Genomic DNA, 20,813 nt, shown 5'->3' with positions numbered 1-20,813 from the left:
TATGATAAAATGCGATTTCTCTTTCGCAGGATCGGTTCGTGTAGGTGGAAGGATATACCTCGGAGGTTCAGATGTTTTTCCAGAAGGGTGTCCTTATATAAAGGTGTCCTTAGAAGCTTCTAAACTTAGAGCCGGAATGAAACTCAGTAGCGAAGGGACCGAACTTTTGCGAATTGTATCTGGTTCTTGGGCCGATCAGGTTCCAGGCGCAAAAACTTGGGTTGCTGAAGTTTTGGAACCATTGCCTAATTCTGGAAGTTTAGATTTAAAAACTGAGAGAGTTGGTTTTTCCGTTGCTTATGTCACATTGAGTGATAAGGGAGCCCGTGGAGAAAGAGAAGACACTGGTGGTCCTTTGGTTGGCCAGATTGTCAGCGATACTATGGCAGTTTCTATTGTGCACGGTTTTCTAATTCCAGATGAATATGGCGATCTGAAGTCTCTATTGATGAATCTTGCCTACACCAGTAAGTTTGATATTATTATTACTACTGGCGGGACAGGAGTCGGGCCTCGCGATGTTTCTCCTGAAGCAACTCTAGCTGTTATTGAAAAACGTCTGCCTGGTTTTGAGCGGGCCATAACTACAGCTGGACTTGAAAAAACACCGCATTCCATGATTTCAAGGGGAATTGCCGGAACTCTTGGCGAGAGTATCATTATTAATGTTCCCGGTAGTCCTAAGGCCGTAAAAGAGAGCTTAGAGGCCGTCCTTCCAGCTTTAAAGCACGCTGTTGAAAAGCTTCAGGGCGACTTATCTGACTGCGCAAAAATACGAAGTGTTTAATTACAAAATGTTGCTTGATTACCTTGGCAGGAACATCTATAAAGATCATGATTTTGTTTTTGGTATTTTAACTATAAAAACTCGCATCGTTCAGGATGGCTAGAATGAAACGCAATATTTCTCTTTTGTTTACATTATTATTTATGCTTGTTGCAACTTCGCAAGTCTTTGCTCAGCAGTTACCTGGTGAAGAAAAAACAGGTGAAGCTCAGGCGCCAGTATCTATGGAAGAGGCGACAATGCAGGTTCCGCAAGCTGTCTCCGATGAGGAGAAAGCTGCAGATAGAACACTGACTCTGGAAGATTGCGTTAATTTGGGGATTAAACAGAATCCGACTATTATTGCAGCCCGCCAACAGCTCATGGCTTCTGCAAGCAGTGTTGAGTCGCAGCGCGGTCAGTTTGGTGCTGGAATGAATTTGAAATATGGTTACACTCATAATGGCGAGCAGCCTAGAACCGGTGACACCGCTTATGGGTATCAGGATCAGTGGGGACTTGGCATCAACGTGAGTCAGCCAGTTTTTATGGGTTTTGAGTTACTTTCTAAATTTCAGAAGACCAAACTTCAAAGAGAACAAAGTGACGCAAGTCTTTATAATGCCGAATTAATTTTGATCAGAGAAGTTCAGACAGCCTTTCTTACTTTGCTTCAGGGACGTATGGAAGTGAAGAGTAAGCAGGACTCAGTTGCCAGACTGGAATCACAGCTTGGAGTTATTCAGGCTTTTTATCAGGTAGGACTCAGACCTAAAGTAGATGTCTTGCAGGCTGAAGTTGAGCTTGCTACTTCTCAGCAGGATCTCCTTAAAGCTAAAAACGTGGTTGCCTCAAAGGTTGCAAGACTTAATACCTTACTAAACCTTCCACTTGAAGAAAATGTTAACTATTCAGGTGAACTGACTTACTTACCTTTTTCAATGACTCTAGATCAGTGCATCCTCAAGGCGGACAAAGATCGTCCGGATCTGCGTATTGCCCAGAAGGCGATTAAAATATCTGAAGAAGATGTGACTATCTCCGAAAGTTCCTTTTATCCTAAACTCACCGCCGACTTTGATTATGCTAGCACTGGTGATGATCCTTCCGTAAGTAAGAACAAATATAATTACAAGAACCGTCCTGACTCCTGGAGTGTTGGAGCTAACGTAGATTGGGATTTCTTCAACTGGGGAGAAACATACTACGATGTGAAGAGAGCTAACGAGAATGTTGGCAAAATTCAAGCTGAGTACGACAACACCAAGCTCGAAGCTTCTTACGAAATTAAAAATGAGCTTCTAAATCTTCAGGCAGCAGCCGACAGAATTGGCGTTGGCCGCAAGTCTGTTGAAGCTGGGCGTGAGGGTTACAGAATGGCTATGGCTCGTTATCAAGCACAGGTCAGCACAAACAACGAAGTTTTGAATGCTCAGTCCAGACTGAGTGACAGTGAAGCTCAACTAATTCAGGCGTTGTCTGACTATCAAGTTGCTCTCGCAAGACTATTCGTTGCCATGGGAACTAAAAACCCTTCACTTAAAACAAGCTAGTAGAAACTCTCGATAATTATTAAGCCGGCTTCCTTTAAGGAATCCGGCTTTTTTATTGTGGAGCAGGGTTATTTGATTTATATTCGTAGGTAATGTGAACACGGGGGAATTATGTTCGGATCGAAAAGAGCTAACGGCAGTAATAGTGTGAATCGTAAAGCTCCTAAGCCGGGTATGCATTGCAAGGAATGCGGCGGAGATATCTTTTCGCGCCGGGGTTGAGCTGGCGTTTATTTACGCTGCGGGTCTTGCAGCAAAATATACAGAGTTGCCGATTATGCGGAGTTCATTGATGATGACTTCGAAGAAGAAATGTCCAACGTGTCAATGAATCGACTATAATGAGGGATTATGATTTTAAAGCTTAAAAGACTGGCTGTACTTTCTGCTCTATGTTTTTCATTTATTATTTGTAGCGCGGTATTCTGCGCAGCAAATTCTGCGGAATGGAACCCTTTGAAGGATAGGCTCGTCAAAGACGGGTTTAGCCGAGAGTATGTGAATAAGGTCTTTTCTGCTGAATCGATGAAGTATGATTCTGGTATAATGTCCCGAAAAATGCGGGTTTTGCTTCATCGTAAATTTGAGCCACAAGCTAAAAAAGTAGCTCGTGAAAAAGAATTTGATGAAAGGTATGTCGGAGTTATTCCGCTTGCTGGAGCCTATTCGTACCTTCGCGAAAACTTTGATATTCTCGTTGCAATTGATAAAAAATACGGAGTGTCTCCTTCTATTTTAGTGTCACTTCTTCTGGTTGAAACAAAGCTTGGGCGCACGCTGGGTAAAGCTCCTGCTTTTTTGAATTTGGCAAACATGGCGGCAAGCACAGATCCCATGACTTTTTTTGATGATCTTGGGCATAGCGATTTAAAGGACGAAGATCTTAAGTGGCTTAAGAAGAGAACAAAACAGAAGGCAGACTGGGCTTACAAAGAAATGGTTGCCCTTTTAAAATTTTCAGCAGCGAACTCCATCAATCCGGCAGAAATACCCGGTTCACCTTATGGTGCATTTGGAATATGTCAGTTCATGCCAACCACTGCACTAAGTTATGCTGTGGACGGAAATTCAGATGGGCGTATTGATTTATTCAGCACAGATGATGCTTTGGATAGTATGGCTAATTTTTTGAAAAAGCATGGCTGGAAAGAATCACTGAGCAAAAAGAAGAAACTTAAAGTCATCTACCGCTATAATCACTCGATGGTGTACGCTAGAACTATTTATGAAGTAGCCAAAGAGCTGGATAGCATTCGCTCTACATTCGGCCCTGAGTAACATTGCCTGACATGTAGCTTCAACGGGATTTTATAGAGCAGAATTATTTCCTGCTGTCTGACCGAAGATTATAAAATATGAAGGTTTATCTGTTCATAATAATTAATCCTGAGCTATTAAGATCTTTTAGAAAGCACTCCCTGATACAACGTGATAGTGCGTTTTAGAAAGTCTGCCCCAGAAAGTTGTGACATGGTTTTAGCATGTTCCTTTAACAATTTTTCTCGCATTTCTTGATTTTCTATTATCTCGGTAAGCTTATTAGCCATCCCCTCAATATCTTCTGGCTCGACTAATGCTTCGTCAGGAAGCAGGTCCGGCATGACCCCTACTGAAGTAGAAATCAGTGGTCTTTGGCAGGCCATTATCTCGAGAGCAGCTCTGGCAATAGTTTCAGACCAAAGCGAGGCTATTACACCTATATCAATGGCTGAAATACAAGCTGATACGTCTTCGCATTTACCACTTATCGCAGTGATGTCGTCCATGTTGTTCTTCTGAATCCATGAATCGACCTCATGTCTGCTGGTGGCGGTAGGAAAGCCCATCAGAAAAAGTCTTATATTGTCAGTCTTGAATTCATTTCTAATTTTGGAGACAGCTTCGATTAGTTCATGCTGCCCTTTTACCCTGTCAAAGCGACCCAGCAGTCCAATGACTGTGTGGTTATCGTTGAATCCGAACCTTTTGCGAACTTCTTCGCGTCCACTAGCATTGTATTTAAACGTATCCGTATCCACACCGCCATGGATGAGCCAAAGGCTATTTTCAGCCAGTTCCATCTTTTTAAGAAAGTGTTCAGCCATGCGCTTATTTGTTACCACTACAGCGTCGGCAATGTTGGAATGCAAGTAACGGTTGAAGATGTCATTACGTGGGAGCCGTTGATCTCCTCTAGTTCTCACCAGCTTAAAACCAAGGCGCATTTTTCTGAGTATTCCCCACCAGAAAAAAGCTTCTCCCCGGTGGCAGTTTACGACATCAGGCTTATGCTTGCGAACGAGGGAAAAAACTTTCGCACATGCTTTTACCAGTTTTACTGGTTGCGTTGAGTTCAAATCTATTGCTTCAACGTTAAGACCCATTTCGAGAGCTTTTTCTTCAGTTTCTGTGTCAGGCACAGTTATGACAAGGACTTCGTGCCCAGCATCTTGCAGTAATTTACTGAGATATAGGGCATACCATGAGGTTGCATTGAACCAGCGGACATTTATGACTTGAAAAATTTTCATGAAGGTAAATGGTAATCCGTATACTAAAGAGTGAAGTTAAAAAGGCCGATATACAAGATAATAGCTAGATTTATTAGAGCGTAACGCATAAAAGCAGCGGATACCGCATGTTTATGTTCTCTGTCGCTAACATGTACACTTTACGGTTTGAATTATAAAGATTTTTTTAATAAAGGCTATTTGAATGAGTAATGATGAATTAAAAGAAGTTCCTGAAGTCTCCATTATTATACCTACTTATAATAGATCTGAGATGCTTTGTAGTGCTTTAGGTTCTGCTCTTGCCCAGACTTATACTGATTTTGAATGTATAATAGTTAACGATGGCTCTACTGATGATACCGATCTTGAGCTGGCAAAATTTTCAGATGAACGTATCAGGATTCTGCATCAGGAGAATAAAGGCGTATCCTCGGCCCGCAATTTAGCAATAAGAGAATCTTGTGGTAAGTATATAGCTTTATTGGATTCGGACGATGAGTGGTTACCGGAAAAGCTTGAGCTGCAACTTTCATTCATGAAAGCTGAATCCCTAGATGTATGTCAAACCAATGAGACATGGTTTCGCAATGGTAAACAGGTTAAGCAGAGTAAGAAGTATCGCAAGCCTTCAGGTATGTTTTTTGAGCAATCTCTTGAAACGTGTTTGATTAGTCCGTCTTGTACAATATTTAATCGAAAATTTTGGGATAGCGTCGGCCCTTTTGATGAGAATATGCCCGCATGCGAAGATTATGATCTTTGGATTAGATCCGGATTTAAATTCCCGGTAGGCCTTCTTGAAGATAGGCTGACGATTAAGCACGGAGGGCGGCCGGATCAACTTACTAATCGCGTGGCAAGCTTTGATTTATACAGGATTTATTCTATTATAAAATTGCTGAACAGCAAAGAGCTTGGTTCTGATGAGCTTGAACTTGCAAAAAATGAATTGCAGCGAAAAGTCGGTTATTTTTTGGGCGGTTGTATAAAGCGTGGAAAAGTTGAGCAGGCTGAAAGGGTGGAAAGCGTTGTGGAAAAGGTTTTGAAAGGTCAGTGTGTGACCGCGACAGATGTTCTTGCCGGACAAAAAATATTTAGAGGCTGATTTTTTTTAAATGAGGGCCGCCTGTTGCTTTTCAGCTAGGCAGCCCCTTTAGGTTCTTGTTTAGGCCATGATTTCTTTTTTAGCGAACGCTTCAGTTTTAACTCTGTCCAGCAATGATGCAAGGCAAGCTTTTACATTTTCACGAATGTCTCCGGCAACAATGAGAAAAAGGACATCATCACCGGGTTTGAATGTTCCTTCATTAGCTTCGGCAACAATTTTATAAATACCCGGATGCTTTTCATGTTCAGCGCGTAGTCGCTCAATTATTTCATGATCAGCTTTGATTTCGATTCCGGAAACTTCTTCGCGAGATCCACGGGACCAGCCGCGAACGACTCCGTTGTGAATCAGAATCATTCCGACATTATTTGCGAACTCGGGGTCCTGTTTTAATTCTGAAATTCTTTTTGAAATGTCCATAATGTCTCCGTTAAGTAAGGAGTTATAGTTTTGTATCAGATCACCAGCTTATTCGAAAACCTTCCCGTTGTCAGCCATTCTCGTATGGTTAATCGCGGTTATGGCCTTTGGTTGGTTTGGGAAGGGCGTCTTGATGACTCCGTAACCCGCAGTTTGACTGACTTCGGTGGAATGCTCATGAGCTCTGGTGACAATCAAGCTTACTGGTTCTTTTTCAGCGATGATGTTTTCAGGGTGGTCGCACGTCTTCAGATTTGGTCTAAACTTAATCCTATGGCTGTGTTTGTGCAGTTGATGCCTGCGACCTTGCTTGTTGATTATAATTTGAATCTTTCACTGAATGTTGCAGATGAATTTACAACTCAAGAGACAGCTCTGCCGTCTGAATTTGAAGTATTAATTCATCCTCAGTTAAGTCCGGATGTTAAGGCTATTACTGGGTTAAACTTACAAGACGAAAGATTGGCAAGCGGTCTGTCTAGATCGGGCTGGCTCACTTTGGCTCCTGATCAGGGATTAGGGTACGAATCCCTTCAAAGTTGGTATTTTGTATTAATTCCAGTCGGGTCTCCTTCGGATAAAGACTTTATTAAAGGATGGCGGGCCTTTTTTTCCGAAGTTCAAATTTTATTACAACGACTTGGAATCCAATATATTACCTCCGAAGAGCGGTTAATTCTTCCGCTTAAGTCACTTTCTATACTCAGGACATTTTTAAAAGACCTTCTGGTTTTAATAGGAAAAGTTAGAAATCTGGAAGGAGATGAGGTCACATATTGGCCGACAGTGATGGCTCTTGTTCCTCAGCAGGGGATGGGTTTTAATGATGATATTATACGGAAAGTCAGTTTGGATTGGGACAAGCTTACACCGGATTGCCCTCATTTAAGATATCGCGATGCTTTTCTTTTAGGTAAGGAGTTTATCGTTAATGAGGTCAGGTTTGGAAGTGAGCAGGAAAATTTGGATGGGTGGTGTCATGTCAGTCTGAGTAAAGGGGTCGAAGAAAGTGGCTCTGAATCGATGGAAGTTACGATTTCCCGTAGAGTTTCCATCGGTGAGAATGATGATTGTTTCTACTGCGGTATGAAAAACCACGTTCCATCTGAGTGTCCAAGCAAAACTTTGAAGGGGTTTGATGCTAAGGCTTGGAAACAGCTTGCGGCAATAGACAGCGACAAGTTTAGTGAAGGATTTAATAATATTGATATAGAAATGCAGGGCAAGACCGACGTTGTCGCTGAGTTTACAAAATTTTTGCAGGGCAAAAGTGGGTATGAAAATATAGTCACTAATGCGTTATTTAATATCAATGCAATTTCCCAGCTTAGAGTCCTTTACTTGGTTTGGAGATGTCGGGGTAAAGAGTGGCCAAATGGGATTAAAGATATTGGTCCAGAGGAAGGCGAAATTATTTGGTCTGCTTTTGAGTCTCTATCTCGTGGTGATATAAATGATGCAGATATTTTGATAAAGAACGCTATGATACGTTTTAGTCGAAGCTATCAGCCTCGGGCATTGATGGGTTTTATTCACCTTGAGCTAAATGAACTGGATCAAGCTGCTTTTTATTGGCAGGAAGCCGAGAGGCTGAGCTTTTCCCCATTGCAACAGGCTTATTTTATTTATCTGCAAGGTCGGTTACAAGAAGTCTCCGGTGAATTCGGAGATGCTTCTAATTTGTATAAAAGAGCTTTCGGGGTTTGTCCTAATTGGCTTGAACCGCAGTATCGGCGAGCGATATGTATGGTGAAAATGGGCTTTTCAGAACAGTCTATTGGTTATTTTGAGAATATTATCTTAAAAGATCCATATTATTTTAATAGGATTGCGATAGATCCTGAGCTAGATCGCGGTAGGTTAATTGTTCTTCAGGCTCTTGGCAGCTTATGGGATAGCGCTGAGAGTGAAGCAAAAAACGTTGCTGCCGGCATGGATACTCTTTCTACAGATATTTCTCAGTGGTTTGAAGAGGGGCATGAGTTTGCTGCTGACGCAGATAAGTTTATGGAGAGAATGGGGCGTCTTGCCAAAATTAATAATTATGTTGCATATATACATCTTATTAAAGGCGTCAGTAAGATAACCGAGGAAATTGAAAAGAGAGTTGAGCACGAGATTAAAGTCATTAATAAACGGATAGAATTTTTTAGAGAACAGCTCAAAGAGATAAGGGGAGAAGCCTCATGGTTTCCATTTCCAAAATTACTTACTGAGTTTAATTCTGACTTCAATTACTGTGCTTCCAAAATTTACTGGATTAAAACTTCTCAACTCAATGTTGCTGAAACTTTTAGAAAATCACAAAAATATCTCCTAGGTATCGAGGATCGGCTTAAGAAATTGAAGAGCAGGCTTGTAACATTGCGTGTTGTAAGAGATTCTACCCTTTTTGTGATGCTTCTCGGTAGGAACTTCATATGGCTTGAAGTTATTTTTCTCGGGCTGGCTTTGCTTTGTATTCCGCTCCTCATTTACTATTCAACTCATGTTCAGTCGAATTTCCTTATTGATATTATTGTTAAACAGAAGTGGGAATTTCAGAAAGGGCTTATCCTTATCTTAAGTATTTTAGCATTAGCAATATCCGCTTTTAAGGCCGCAGTTTCTTTTGAAAAGAAGAAACGAGAACTTTTTGCTCGGGGTGAAGAGGGGGAAGGGGACTAGTTGGTATAATTGGTGCAACCCTACTGTTGAATTAATATTTTTTTGACAGAAGGAATAACCATGACCAATGTGAACGATAATATCGCAACGGTAATGAAAATGCTTGGCAACACCCCTGGAATCGGCTCTATGGCGGGCTCTATGCCGGGGCAGAGTGGTGCTACCCCGAACCTGGACGCCTTGAAAAACAAGGCCGGTTCTTTTGACATGGAAATGGCAATGGCTACCCGTATGTTTTCTGGTGGCGGGGACGACGAACAGTATTCTGCTCAGGGGATGGATATGGGGGCTATGAACAATGCCCTTATGCTTGAAGCGCTTACAGCCCTTAACTCAGTTAAAGGGTTACATAAAAGCGGATTCGGTCAGCGGAATCCTTTTGCTATTAATGCGTACAAATCTCCAATTACTCCTCCAAATTTTGGAACTGTCAATAAAGCGACTTCTCCAAATGTTATGGGGGATCTTTCAGCTAAATTTGAGTCCGGTTCAAAAGGGGTCTCCGCTATCGGGTATGATCGCGTGGGCGGAACGTCTTATGGAAAATATCAAATTGCATCAAATACCGGAACCATGGACAAATTTTTGTCTTTCTTAAAGGATAAGGCTCCTGATATTGCAGAAAAATTGCAGCAGTCCGGTCCAGCTAATACAGGTTCTAAGAATGGCAAAATGCCCGACGAGTGGCGTAAAATAGCCGCAAGTGACCCTGTTGCATTTGAAAAACTGCAACATGATTTTATACAGGGGAGTCATTATGATCCCGCTGCTAAAAAGATTTTAGCTAAGACTGGGATAGATATTAATAAGCTGCCTGCGCCGCTTCGCGAGGTGCTATGGAGTACTTCCGTTCAGCATGGCGCAACGGGTGCATCAAATCTAATTTCCCGTGCTATTGAGAATCTATCGTCTCAGGCGCAGGAAAAAGGCTTCCCTGCTGATCTTGTTAAAGAAATTTATGGTGAACGTAAGGGGCAGTTTGGCTCATCGACTGGAGCTGTGCAGGATAGTGTCGCCAACAGGCTAACTAAAGAACAGAATATGGTTCTTTCAATGCTTGGCGATTCCGCTATGTCAAAGACAGCGTAAGATATTTAATCGTGGGTAATATTTCAACTAAGATTGCAATAGCGTAGAGTTCTGATGCGACTTTAGCGATACTTAGGGAAAATTATTTCTTTGCGAGTGATTCTTCTAGGGATGGATCTATCTCTACGTGCAAAGTTTTACTTACGTTGTCGACTAGTACCTGTCCTGGTGCTCCGCCTTTTATTTTGCGAACATCCTTCACAAGCGCGCACATCACTTCTGCTTTTGAATCGTTGCACTTGTAACTTTTCAGAGCTGCGAGCGTTGCGGCTTCTTCAAATGTTTTTTCGGGGACTTCCTGTCCTGGATGATCTCTTTTTAAAATTACATGAGACCCCGGTCCGCCCTCAACGTGGAACCAGTAATCAAATACCGACGATACTTTACCCAGTATGTCGTGATTCGCTTTGCTGTTTTTCCCTCTGATTATGAGAAATCCGTCAGATGAAACAAATAAGGCAACTGCGATATTCTTATATTTTGTAGGAATAGCGATATTTTTTTTCTGTTTATCTTTGCTGGATGGAGGGAGTAGGTTCTGGTTAAGGAAAACGTCTTGTTCATCTTCCACTTCTTTGCGTCTGCGCTCCATATGCTTTAGCCCTCTCGAGGCTTTAGCTGCAAACTTGAATATGCGGGTCATGTTCTCCATAGGAGTCAGGAGCGGATCAAGTGCGACAACAATTTCACCTTGTTCAGGATGATTTACGGTTATTTTCTCTAGAGCTCTAAGAGGTTTGATGCGATACATTTCCGCTTGTAAGGCTTCCGCATCAATCTTTCTTTTTAAGAGATCTCGTAACCTGTCTTCTTCTTGTTCAATTCGATTCATTACCCGCTTAAATTTCTTTTTGCCGGACTTTAGTGCGCTTTTATCTTCGGAATTTTCCAGCTTTTCCATGGTTGGAAATAAAACCTTTTCTCCATAGAGAGATGAGGCCTCGATGGCAGAACCTATCTTTTGCTGGGCGGAGCCCTTTAGCGGCCAAACGCGCGGAGGAGCGAATTCATCTTTGATATCTGTTGAGATATAAAATGAATTAAACGTACCACTTTCAAGATTGTTCAATAATGTTTGCGCTTCTGGCGGAGAGAGTCTGTCCATGGCTTTACGAAGTGGAGGAGATATCTGTGGGAATTCCTTCCAGATTTCGGGTGTGTCTTTTATTTCAGCATAAGAGGGCCAGAGGACTGGCGCACCGAAGTCTTCTGGAAGTTCATGGATTAAAGATACCCCTTTTTTCAAATCAAACAGGAGGAATTTGTACCGACCGGGCTCGCGTCCTGGAGAAATTGTGAACGCTACCCGCAAGTTTACCCAGTCGTGGTGTGCTTCAAAAATTCTGCGGCCGGAAAGTCTTTTTCGAAGCCACATAACGTTAGCAGGGGGATTTGCCGGATTAAGTGGTTTTACTCGTGAAAGAAAAAAAAGGCCCACCGATTTGGCGGGCCTGAATAGTAAAAACTCTTTTCCGCCCGTTGATTGGAGCGAAAAAGTCCACACTCCATCAGCAGGAGAAAATATTTTCTCCACCCTTCGTCCATTGAGATTAATCTCAAGTTCCTGTGCAAGGGCCCTGAAAAAGTGTGCGTCCATTAAGGGTCGTCCGGCGAATTAGTCTCCGCGGTTTTGTTCTTCTTCTTCCTGCTTGCTTTTGCATGCGATGCAAAGAGTAGTAACAGGACGCGCTTTGAGCCTAGCCGCAGAGATGTCATCTCCGCATGATAAGCACAAACCATATTCGCCATCATCAATGCGCTTGATAGCCTTTTGAATCTTTTTGATAAGCTTACGTTCTCTATCCCTTAGTCTAAGGGTAAAGGCTCTGTCAGATTCGGCTGTCGCACGGTCTGCAGGGTCGGCGTAAGTTTCACCGGATTCATTCATGTCCTCAATTGTTTCCCGACCTTTAACTAAGATATCATCGAGCATCTTATTCAAAGTCTCGCGAAAAAAACCTAATTCTTGCTGGTCCATATTAGTAACCTCCCATTTGGAGAAGGTGAATTTACGTAATTACCTAGACAACTTCACTAAAAAATTTAGAGATGAAAGGTCTTATCCTAAAGACGGTGTGAAAGTAAAGTGAAACCGAACCTAAAGATTAAGATGTTAGTTATTAAAAAAATATAAATAATTAAAAATGTAAAACAGTTGACAAAAGATCTGGGCTGACCTAGAAACTTTTCTCGGCTGGTGAAGCTGAATCTTTGAAAAACAAATTTTGGATCTGGGTCATGAAGTACTTCTGCTTAACTGCAAGTATCTCGTAACTTAGAGAAAATTGAAAAATATGAAAAAAGGTGTTGACAGGTTTTGACCTTCGGGTTACTTTCTGTTTCGCTTTTCGTGAGCGGGAATAACTCAGCGGTAGAGTGTAACCTTGCCAAGGTTGAAGTCGCGAGTTCAAATCTCGTTTCCCGCTCCATTTTTTTCTTATTTAAGGCGACATAGCCAAGTGGTAAGGCAGAGGTCTGCAAAACCTCCATTCTCCGGTTCAAATCCGGATGTCGCCTCCATTTTGCGGGAATAACTCAGCGGTAGAGTGTAACCTTGCCAAGGTTGAAGTCGCGAGTTCAAATCTCGTTTCCCGCTCCATGAGAGCTCAGGGTCGATCAGTAATGATCGACCCTTTTCTTTTGCTCTTTTCCTGTCTGCTACTATCCTCTTTTTTATAACAACTGCAGGCAAGGTGTTGACCGCATGGTTGTTAATGATTATTCATTTTTCGCATGGAGAATATTTATTCCTACCAAAATGGTCTGAAATTAAGACTTCCTTTTTGGGTAAACATAATATCGAATCGAACTTTCAGAGGAGGAAATCCTTGATGAATATAGCCTTAAAAGACGATGTTACCTTTGATGAGCTTCTTGCGGCAGCCCGGAATAAATTCGGTGCAATCAAATTTGAATCAGTTAAAATCGGCGGTGTTGAGCTTGAGATTGCTCAGGTTGTAGATATGCCCGCATATTTGGACCGTCTAGTAGATAAAGCTAGAGGTGGCAAAAAAGTAGATCTGCCTTTGTGGGCTAAAATATGGCCTTCTTGCCTTGTTCTAGGGATGTTTATCCTAAAATTTAAGCCTATCGATAACGCCTCTTTTATTGAGCTTGGAGCGGGCGGTGGCGTCTGTGGTCTTCTCGCAGCGAGCAGAGGGTATAACGTTATTTTGTCTGATTTTGATGATGATGCATTGTTATTCAGTCGTCTTAACGCCGTTCGTAATAATCTTGATGGCAATGTCTCAGTTCGCAAGGTAGATTTCTGTGATACAGATCTTGATGACACTTACAATTATATAATAGGTTGCGAGCTTCTCTATCAAGAGAGTGTCCAGATTCCATTATTTAAGTTTATCAAGAAACATCTCAGTGCAGATCTGGGGTCAGAAGCTTTACTTGCAACTGATAAGAAGCGCGTTGGCAAAACATTTTTTGAACAAGCTAAGAAGGAATACCGTCTGATGAGACAGGACGTTCCTTTTGCGGGTAATAAGGATAGTGGTAAAAGTATTACTTGTCTGATTAGAATGGGAGCTCTGAACAATGATTAAGCTTAAATCGTGTCCTAAAGTTTATACTACTGATCAGGATAAGGCTGTTTCTCCGGAAGAAACCGTGGCCCGGGTTAAAGGTCTGCTCAAAGAGAAGTGTGACGGAGTGCTGGGTTGTACCAGAAAGATTGATACCGGTAGACTCGGAATTCCTGTTTTTATAAGCGAGTGCGGTCCTGCAGCTCGCGAGATTATGCCCACCCGTAAGCAGATGGGGAAAGGGGCTTCCATTGCTCAAGCCGAGGCTTCAGCATTGATGGAGCTGGTTGAAAGGTTCAGCTTTTTCAGTTTTTGGTCCAATGCCGAAAATTTCACCCTCGCGACATACAGTGAAGCAGAAGAACTTTGGCCTGGAAAAGTTATTTCGATTGAAAAAATACTTCAATCTGTAGATGAGAAGATGGACCCGGCTAAGGCGCGGGTTATATTAGACTTGGTACGTTGGCATTTTCATCCAGCACTAAATGTGCTTACCGGAGAAGCTGAGTATGTGCCGCTTGATTGGTTTAAGATTCTAAATGAATTTAATGGTTCCTCCGCTGGCAATACTCCCGAAGAGTCTGTTTTGCAGGGTGGTAGTGAACTTGTTGAACGCCATGTTTGCGCTGTTATCGACAGTGAAAGACTGGAAGTTCCTCGCATTGATCCCGCCACCTGTGAAGATGAAGTGCTTGCAAAGCTTTGCAAATGTTTCGAAGATAATGGCATTAAATACATCATAAGTGACTTTTCGCTCGGAATGCCGTTGCCAACTGTTGCAGTTACCGCATGGGATCCTTCAACATTTCCCGGTATGAGTGAGATTGTTTTCACTGCAGGAACGTCCTCTTGTCCTTCGAAGGCCGCAATTAGAGCGTTCACAGAGGTGGCTCAGCTTGCCGGAGATTTTGAAACAGGGCGTGTTTACGAGGCATCGGGGCTACCTAAGTTTACTGACCTTGATCAGGCTGAGTGGCTTACGAAAGGTAAAAGCACATCTATCAATGATCTACCGAATGTTTTAGATTCTGATATTTATGATGAACTGATTCAGTTTTCTAAAGGGCTGGATGATCAGGGTTACACTTTATATACTGTTGATACGACTCATCCCGATCTGGGCGTGTCAGCGAATTACAACTTTGTACCTGGATTCCGTTTCAGGGAGCGTACGCCTCACGCAAGCTTAGGTCTTTTTGTCGGGCGCATTCTCTCCGAGAAAGTCGCTATTGATATTGCTGGCGATGGTCTGGACGTTATCTCTGATATTTATGACGATGATTATTTTATTCCATTTTTTGAAGGAATGCTTGCGCTTCGCGGTGGTGACACCAGTAGAGCTGCTGATATGTTCAAGCTCGCTATCGAAGTGCAGCCAGCAGATGAAGAGAAGGCCTTATCTGCCTTCTACGCTGCCTATGCCTTGTCTCTTGAAGAACGTTGGGTTGAGACAATACCTTACCTTGATAGGGCCATTGAGCTCGATAACGAGGCTAAAGAGTTTTTCAACCTTCGCGGGGTCGCTAAATTTAAGGCAGGCGAGTATGCAATTGCATCTGAGGACTTCAAATCGGCCCTTGCGATTGATAATGGTTCTGCTTCAGACCTTGCCAATTTGGGATTATGTCATAAGTTTATGGGGAACACTGAAGAAGCTATTGAGTACCTCAGCACGGCTATTGAACTTGAGCCAGAGCTGGAATATGCGCGAACTCACCTTGAACAAATGCTAAATATGAAGTAATTTGTAATTTTTATGCGTATTTTTTCGGTTCATTATTGACAAGAAAGCATATTAGAGATTATCGCTTTACTAACAAAAACGCATTGCGGGTTTGTTGTTTAAAAAGTTGTGAACAGCGGATCGCTGTTTTTGGATATGGCTGATTCGGTTTTTTCCGGATCACAGATTAAGCATAATACAAATATTCCTAGGAGTATCGAAGATGGCAAACGTAGAATTCATGGGTAAAAGTTTCGAAGTTGATGAAGATGGTTTCCTTTTGAAATTTGAAGAGTGGACACCTGAATGGGTTGACTACTGTAAAGATGGCGAAGGCATCAAAGAATTGAACGAAGAGCACCAGAAAGTTCTCGACTTCTTGCAGGATTACTACAAAAAGAACGGAATCGCACCAATGGTACGTATCCTTTCTAAAGTAACTGGTTTCAAACTGAAACACATCTACGAACTATTCCCTTCCGGTCCTGGTAAAGGGGCTTGTAAGATGGCTGGTCTGCCTAAGCCTACTGGTTGCGTATAGCTCCCGGTTTTTAGCAGAATATTTAGGCGGAGCCTTAGGGTTCCGCCTTTTTTTATTTAGATTCGAGTTGCCTCAATTGTTGACTTGTTAACCGTTTCTACATAAAATTTTTGATCAAAGCAGATATTCCTTGCAAAATGTTTAAGGTAAGGGTACCAAGCTTTGTTTCCACGGTTAACAAAGACAAGGAGTAAGTAATGAAAAAAGATATCCATCCAAAACTTTATAAGGCAACAGTTCGCTGTCATTGCGGATATGAGTCTGACGTTTATTCTACATTGGGTGAAGAGGTTAGCACTGAAATTTGTTCAAGCTGCCATCCTTTTTACACAGGTAAACAGCGTTTCATCGATACAGCTGGTCGTATTGACCGCTTTAAGAAGAAATTTGGTGATTTCAAGGCTGCCGATAAAGTTAAAGGCAACTAGCTCTTTTTTTCGCGGTATTGCCGCGTCAACATGCCTCTGTCCTTTTATTGGGATAGGGGCATGTTTCTTTTTGTGCCTCTAAATAAAATTTCCGCCCTGATTGCCTTATATTTCGGGAAATCTCGCCATCTCCCCTTGTCTGATTGATTTTGCGTGATTATCCTATCTGAATCTGAAAATACTTGAATTAATCAGGGATTTTATCCCAATAGAGAGGAAGCGCTTTGAAATCATCTCTTTTGATGTCCGCCACTAAGACCGTTGGAGGTCAGGCTGTTATTGAGGGCGTTATGATGCGATCTAAGGATAAGCTTGCTATTGCGGTTCGTCGTCCAGACGGTGAAATTGTAGTAGAACTTCGTCCTTGGTTTTCCATGACTCCAGAGTTTATGAAGAAACCTTTTTTACGTGGTTTTCCAATTTTTATTGAGACCATGGTCAATGGTGTCAAAGCTCTCAACTATTCCGCTACACAGGCTCTTGATGAAGATGATGGAGAACTCACGACCTTTCACCTTGCCTTGACTATGGTCGTAGCTCTTGGTGCGGCTCTGGGGCTTTTTGTCGTTCTTCCACATTTCTTTTCAGTAGCTATGAAATGGTGGGGATATTCCGGTGGAGTTGATGCTCTCAGTTTTCATATTTGGGACGGCTTCTTTAAGATAGCAATGTTCCTCGGCTACATTGTAGCAATCTCTTTCGTTCCTGATATTAAAAGAGTTTTCCAATATCACGGGGCGGAGCATAAAGTCATTTGGGCTTATGAAGCAGGTGGTGAATTGACCACGTGTAAGATTAAGGAATTCAGTAGACTGCATCCTCGTTGCGGGACAGCCTTTTTGCTGTTCGTACTTGTTGTAAGTATCTTATTATTTACGATAATTGTTCCTCTTCTACTTTCAATATGGTCTCCTCAGACCTTTATTTATAAGCATTTATATATTGTCGGCATCAAGTTGCTTCTTATGGCTCCGGTTAGTGCCATTGCCTACGAGATGATTAAAGCGTCAGCTAAACATTCCGACAGTACTCTTTGCCGTGCTATGTGCCTTCCCGGTCTTGGCATGCAGCTTTTAACTACGCATGAACCCGATGAAGACCAGATCGAGGTTGCTTTGGCTGCTCTTAATAAAGCAACTGAAGAGGACTAAGGAGAAAGTTAATGTTTGCCAAGCTAGAAGATATAGAACGCTCATTTATGGATTTAGAGCAGGAGCTTAGTGATCCCGAAGTTTATAGCAATCAGGAACGTTTCAGAAAGGTGACTCGAGCACATTCTGATATGGGAGAGGTTGTTAGAGTTTTCAGGGAATACAAGCAGTTTGCTGCTGACCTTGCGGATAATCAGGAAATGGCGACTGACTCTGATCCTGAGATTAGAGAAATGGCCGAAATGGAAATCTCTGAGATCAAAGCCAAAATTCCAGCTCTTGAAGAGGAATTGAAGCTTTTACTCTTGCCGAAAGATCCTATGGATGAAAAAAATATCATTCTGGAGATCAGAGCCGGTACGGGCGGAGAAGAAGCAGCTTTATTTTGCGCTGATGTATTTCGCATGTATACCCGTTTTGCTGAGGGTAATGGCTGGAAAGTCGAAATTCTCAGCTCCAATCCTACTGGAACAGGTGGGTATAAAGAAATGATAGCTTCCATCAGTGGAGCTAAAATTTATAGTAAAATGAAGTATGAATCTGGAACTCATCGTGTTCAGCGTGTTCCGGCAACAGAATCTCAGGGCCGCATTCACACCTCTGCTATCACTGTGGCTATTATGCCTGAAGCAGAAGAAGTTGATGTTCAGGTTCGTACTGAAGATATTCGTGTGGACGTTTTCAGAGCATCCGGACCTGGTGGTCAGAGCGTTAATACAACTGACTCCGCTATTCGTATTACCCATATCCCTAGTGGGCTGGTTGTTATCTGTCAGGATGAGAAATCTCAGCATAAGAATAAAGCTAAGGCTATGAAAGTTCTTTGCTCCAGACTTCTTCAGCAGGAGCAGGACAAGCAGCATGAAGCGCTTGCAGAAGTGCGTCGTGAACAGGTTGGTTCTGGTGATAGGTCTGAACGTATCCGCACATATAACTTCCCGCAGGGCAGAGTTACAGATCATAGAATTAACTTAACTCTGTACAAACTTGATTCTGTCATGGAAGGCGATATGAGTGAGCTTGTTGATTCACTTATTAATCACTACCAGTCAGAGGCTTTGAAGAATCAGGCTTCGGATTAATTACATTGCTTTCTTCAGGGTCATATTTTGTCCCTGTATTTTGATATTGCAGCCCGCTTCCTTATTGGGAGCGGGCTTTTTTTATAGAGTCCAGTAGAGCCGAGTTATACTGATATGATTAAAGTCACATTAAAAGAGGTCGTTTCTGCGGCAACTCTTAAATTGAATGAAGCCGATGTTGATTCTCCTGCTTTTTCTGCACAATTACTCGCAGAAAAGGTTTTTAAGCTTGATCGCTTAAAAATGATAATGGAGATTAACAGTGCAGTTGAATCCGATGCTGTGGATGAATTTAATGCACTTGTAGAGCGCAGGGCGCAGGGTGAACCTGTGGCTTACATCCTTGGTGAAAAAGAATTTTATGGCATTAATTTTTTGGTCGGCCCGGGTGTTTTAATTCCGAGACCTGAAACTGAAGAAATCATCGAGATGGTTTTAGCTCGTTTCAATAAAGATGATAGTTTTCTTTTTGCAGATTTTGGAACAGGTTCGGGGATTCTCGCTGTAACCGTTGCAAAGTTTTTTCCCAAAGCTCGCGGGATTGCGATGGATTTGAGTTCTGCCGCTTTAAATATAGCTCGTAGGAATGCAAAGATGCATTTAGTGGATGACCGGTTGTTATTCATTCAGGCCGATTTTACTACGCCAGCTTTAGAGAATGAAGTTTTCGATCTGGTGCTGGCAAATCCTCCATACCTTAGCGATGCTGAATTGTATGAGATAAGCCCAGAGGTAGCGCATTATGAACCTGTTTCTGCTCTTGTTGGCGGAATAGGTGGCGACGAACTCATTCATGGTAGTGCTCCGCGAATTGCAGATGCTTTGAAATTTCCCGGCTGTATGTTTATGGAGATAGGTTATCTTCAACGCGAAACTGCTCTTCAGATTTTTGAATCTATTCCTTTTTTTGCGGGCAATGTTGCCGTCGTTAAAGATATTTCAAATCATGACAGGATCGTTGTCGCAGAAAAGAAATGAATGTTGTTGCATGTTTGCAAAAATACCACACTGTATGTTTGATCTTGTTGTAAAAAAACAACTACTTGCAGTTGTAAAAAATTAAACATTTATATATTTCTTTTAATATTGGGCACTTAGCAGTTATTATATTTTAGGCATAGCCTTTGCATGAAGCAAGTTAACAGGAGATTTTATGCTACAAACAACTATCCAAAAGACAGTAAGATGCAAAGGGGTCGGACTTCACAGCGGTAAGCAGGTGGAGATCGTATTAAGGCCTGCTGTTGAAGATACCGGTATACTTTTTTCGCTTCATACTGGTTCCGGAAGTTCATTTATCACTCCGAATCCAGATCTGGTCGTAGCAACCGGGCTTGCGACAACTCTAGGGAATGGCAAAGACTCTGTTTCCACTGTTGAGCATCTTCTAGCCGCTGTACGCGGAATGGATATTGATAATATTCATATCGAAGTGAGAGGCAATGAGCTTCCTATTATGGACGGCAGCGCTGGTCCTTTTGTTTATCTCCTTCGTCAGGCCGAAGTTCGCGAGCTTTCAAAGCCTCGCAAAGTCATGGCTATAACTAAATCCATCAATTTTGAGCAGGAAGGCAAGTATATCAGAGCATACCCTCACGATGGTTTTGCTGTTGATTACACAATTGAATTTGATCATCCTCAAATTGGTAGACAGAATCTTTCTCTCGAAATTACTCCTGAAGTCTTTGGCGATGATTTAGCTAAAGCCAGAACTTTCGGATTTCTTAAAGAAGTTGAATATCTTCATGCTAATGGGCTTGCACTGGGTGGATCGCTCGATAACGCAGTAGTTCTTGATGATTACGGTGTTTTGAATGAAGACGGTCTTCGTTTTGTAGATGAGTTTGTTAGGCATAAAATTTTAGATTTCATAGGTGATATGGCTGTGATGCAAATGCCTTTACAGGGGCGTTTCGAAATATTTGCTTCAGGTCACGCACTTAATAACTCATTCCTACGATACCTTTACGCGAACGCTGAGGACTATATTGAGGAGCGTGTACTTGAGCCTTCTCATGGGAAGGCAGCTCAGAAGGACGTCTCCATTTCCTTCCCGGACGCTGCTCCGGTTCCAGCTTAGATTCCAGAATAGACCTCTAAATTGTAAAGTAATTAACGGCCCGCCTTTAGGCGGGCTTTTTTTTGTCTAATATCCATATGGTTGAGCTGAAACGAGCTTGACTCGGCTTGATCCAAGAGTAAATATAATAAAGATTATTCAGCTTTATTATGTGACCGTATTTAAGTCATATTGTTA

19 protein-coding genes and 3 tRNA genes are annotated in these 20,813 nt (G+C 42.2%); 18 read left to right on the top strand and 4 right to left on the bottom strand.

Annotated features, from left to right (window positions below; translation table 11 throughout):
- Position 1 precedes the first annotated feature (1 nt).
- The 4 genes from BR06_RS0113400 (at position 2) to BR06_RS0113385 (ending at position 3,597) form a co-directional block, all read left to right on the top strand.
- A complete protein-coding gene (locus BR06_RS0113400) occupies positions 2 to 787 on the top strand; it encodes a MogA/MoaB family molybdenum cofactor biosynthesis protein (protein WP_034603039.1) in 786 nt (261 codons plus the stop codon).
- A 104-nt stretch (positions 788 to 891) separates the two neighbouring features.
- Positions 892 to 2,319: a TolC family protein gene (locus BR06_RS0113395; protein WP_084154144.1), complete on the top strand. Its 1,428-nt coding sequence runs from the start codon at positions 892 to 894 to the stop codon at positions 2,317 to 2,319.
- Positions 2,320 to 2,430: 111 nt separating this feature from the next.
- The gene (locus BR06_RS20885; RefSeq protein WP_328285916.1) at positions 2,431 to 2,661 is read left to right on the top strand and encodes a dual CXXC motif small (seleno)protein; all 231 of its coding nucleotides are present in this window, start codon (positions 2,431 to 2,433) and stop codon (positions 2,659 to 2,661) included.
- 9 nt (positions 2,662 to 2,670) lie between these two features.
- Complete coding sequence (locus tag BR06_RS0113385) at positions 2,671 to 3,597, top strand: lytic murein transglycosylase (protein ID WP_031483880.1); 927 nt, start codon at positions 2,671 to 2,673, stop codon at positions 3,595 to 3,597.
- Positions 3,598 to 3,713: 116 nt separating this feature from the next.
- On the opposite strand, the gene BR06_RS0113380 is transcribed toward BR06_RS0113385, so the two are convergent.
- Positions 3,714 to 4,829 (bottom strand): glycosyltransferase family 4 protein, encoded by a 1,116-nt coding sequence (locus BR06_RS0113380; RefSeq protein WP_031483878.1) that lies wholly within the window; start codon positions 4,827 to 4,829, stop codon positions 3,714 to 3,716.
- Positions 4,830 to 5,013: 184 nt separating this feature from the next.
- On the opposite strand from BR06_RS0113380, the gene BR06_RS0113375 reads away from it, so the two are divergent.
- Complete coding sequence (locus BR06_RS0113375) at positions 5,014 to 5,916, top strand: glycosyltransferase family 2 protein (protein ID WP_031483876.1); 903 nt, start codon at positions 5,014 to 5,016, stop codon at positions 5,914 to 5,916.
- A 60-nt stretch (positions 5,917 to 5,976) separates the two neighbouring features.
- On the opposite strand, the gene BR06_RS0113370 is transcribed toward BR06_RS0113375, so the two are convergent.
- Positions 5,977 to 6,339, bottom strand: a complete 363-nt coding sequence (locus BR06_RS0113370; protein ID WP_031483874.1) for a molybdenum cofactor biosynthesis protein MoaE — start codon at positions 6,337 to 6,339, stop codon at positions 5,977 to 5,979.
- 30 nt (positions 6,340 to 6,369) lie between these two features.
- Here BR06_RS0113370 and BR06_RS0113365 point away from each other — a divergent pair, with 30 nt between their 5' ends.
- Together BR06_RS0113365 and BR06_RS0113360 are read left to right on the top strand one after the other, a co-directional pair.
- The gene (locus BR06_RS0113365; RefSeq protein ID WP_031483872.1) at positions 6,370 to 9,006 is read left to right on the top strand and encodes a tetratricopeptide repeat protein; all 2,637 of its coding nucleotides are present in this window, start codon (positions 6,370 to 6,372) and stop codon (positions 9,004 to 9,006) included.
- 60 nt (positions 9,007 to 9,066) lie between these two features.
- Positions 9,067 to 10,095, top strand: coding sequence for a VgrG-related protein (locus BR06_RS0113360; protein WP_031483870.1), 1,029 nt, complete (start codon positions 9,067 to 9,069; stop codon positions 10,093 to 10,095).
- Between the two features lie 82 nt (positions 10,096 to 10,177).
- Here the strand turns inward: BR06_RS0113360 and BR06_RS0113355 are convergent, their stop codons facing one another.
- Both BR06_RS0113355 and dksA read right to left on the bottom strand, forming a co-directional pair.
- Positions 10,178 to 11,692: an NFACT RNA binding domain-containing protein gene (locus tag BR06_RS0113355; protein ID WP_031483868.1), complete on the bottom strand. Its 1,515-nt coding sequence runs from the start codon at positions 11,690 to 11,692 to the stop codon at positions 10,178 to 10,180.
- An 18-nt stretch (positions 11,693 to 11,710) separates the two neighbouring features.
- A complete protein-coding gene (gene dksA, locus BR06_RS0113350; protein ID WP_031483866.1) occupies positions 11,711 to 12,073 on the bottom strand; it encodes an RNA polymerase-binding protein DksA in 363 nt (120 codons plus the stop codon).
- Between the two features lie 376 nt (positions 12,074 to 12,449).
- On the opposite strand from dksA, the gene BR06_RS0113345 reads away from it, so the two are divergent.
- From BR06_RS0113345 to lpxC, 11 genes are all read left to right on the top strand, one after another.
- Positions 12,450 to 12,524 (top strand) — tRNA-Gly (locus BR06_RS0113345).
- 16 nt (positions 12,525 to 12,540) lie between these two features.
- Positions 12,541 to 12,615, top strand: a tRNA-Cys gene (locus BR06_RS0113340).
- 4 nt (positions 12,616 to 12,619) lie between these two features.
- Positions 12,620 to 12,694 (top strand) — tRNA-Gly (locus BR06_RS0113335).
- A 232-nt stretch (positions 12,695 to 12,926) separates the two neighbouring features.
- A complete protein-coding gene (locus BR06_RS0113330) occupies positions 12,927 to 13,652 on the top strand; it encodes a class I SAM-dependent methyltransferase (RefSeq protein ID WP_235727729.1) in 726 nt (241 codons plus the stop codon).
- The gene (locus BR06_RS0113325) at positions 13,645 to 15,375 is read left to right on the top strand and encodes a YcaO-like family protein (RefSeq protein ID WP_031483862.1); all 1,731 of its coding nucleotides are present in this window, start codon (positions 13,645 to 13,647) and stop codon (positions 15,373 to 15,375) included. The genes BR06_RS0113330 and BR06_RS0113325 overlap by 8 nt, the downstream gene beginning before the upstream one ends.
- 202 nt (positions 15,376 to 15,577) lie before the next feature.
- Entirely contained in the window at positions 15,578 to 15,895 is a 318-nt protein-coding gene (locus BR06_RS0113320) for a TusE/DsrC/DsvC family sulfur relay protein (protein ID WP_031483860.1), read from the top strand.
- A gap of 197 nt (positions 15,896 to 16,092) precedes the next feature.
- Positions 16,093 to 16,323 carry a 50S ribosomal protein L31 gene (gene rpmE / locus BR06_RS0113315; protein ID WP_031483858.1) on the top strand — a complete coding sequence of 77 codons (231 nt, stop codon included), beginning with the start codon at positions 16,093 to 16,095 and terminating at the stop codon, positions 16,321 to 16,323.
- Positions 16,324 to 16,565: 242 nt separating this feature from the next.
- Positions 16,566 to 17,474, top strand: coding sequence for a DUF1385 domain-containing protein (locus tag BR06_RS0113310; protein WP_031483856.1), 909 nt, complete (start codon positions 16,566 to 16,568; stop codon positions 17,472 to 17,474).
- A gap of 11 nt (positions 17,475 to 17,485) precedes the next feature.
- Positions 17,486 to 18,556, top strand: a complete 1,071-nt coding sequence (gene prfA / locus BR06_RS0113305; RefSeq protein WP_031483854.1) for a peptide chain release factor 1 — start codon at positions 17,486 to 17,488, stop codon at positions 18,554 to 18,556.
- Positions 18,557 to 18,670: 114 nt separating this feature from the next.
- Positions 18,671 to 19,534, top strand: a complete 864-nt coding sequence (gene prmC / locus BR06_RS0113300; RefSeq protein WP_031483852.1) for a peptide chain release factor N(5)-glutamine methyltransferase — start codon at positions 18,671 to 18,673, stop codon at positions 19,532 to 19,534.
- 175 nt (positions 19,535 to 19,709) lie between these two features.
- A complete protein-coding gene (gene lpxC, locus BR06_RS0113295) occupies positions 19,710 to 20,636 on the top strand; it encodes a UDP-3-O-acyl-N-acetylglucosamine deacetylase (RefSeq protein WP_031483850.1) in 927 nt (308 codons plus the stop codon).
- The last annotated feature ends 177 nt before the right edge of the window (positions 20,637 to 20,813 follow it).

This window comes from Maridesulfovibrio frigidus DSM 17176 (assembly GCF_000711735.1).
Taxonomy (GTDB): domain Bacteria; phylum Desulfobacterota; class Desulfovibrionia; order Desulfovibrionales; family Desulfovibrionaceae; genus Maridesulfovibrio; species Maridesulfovibrio frigidus.
This window is presented reverse-complemented; position numbering and strand designations above follow the sequence as displayed.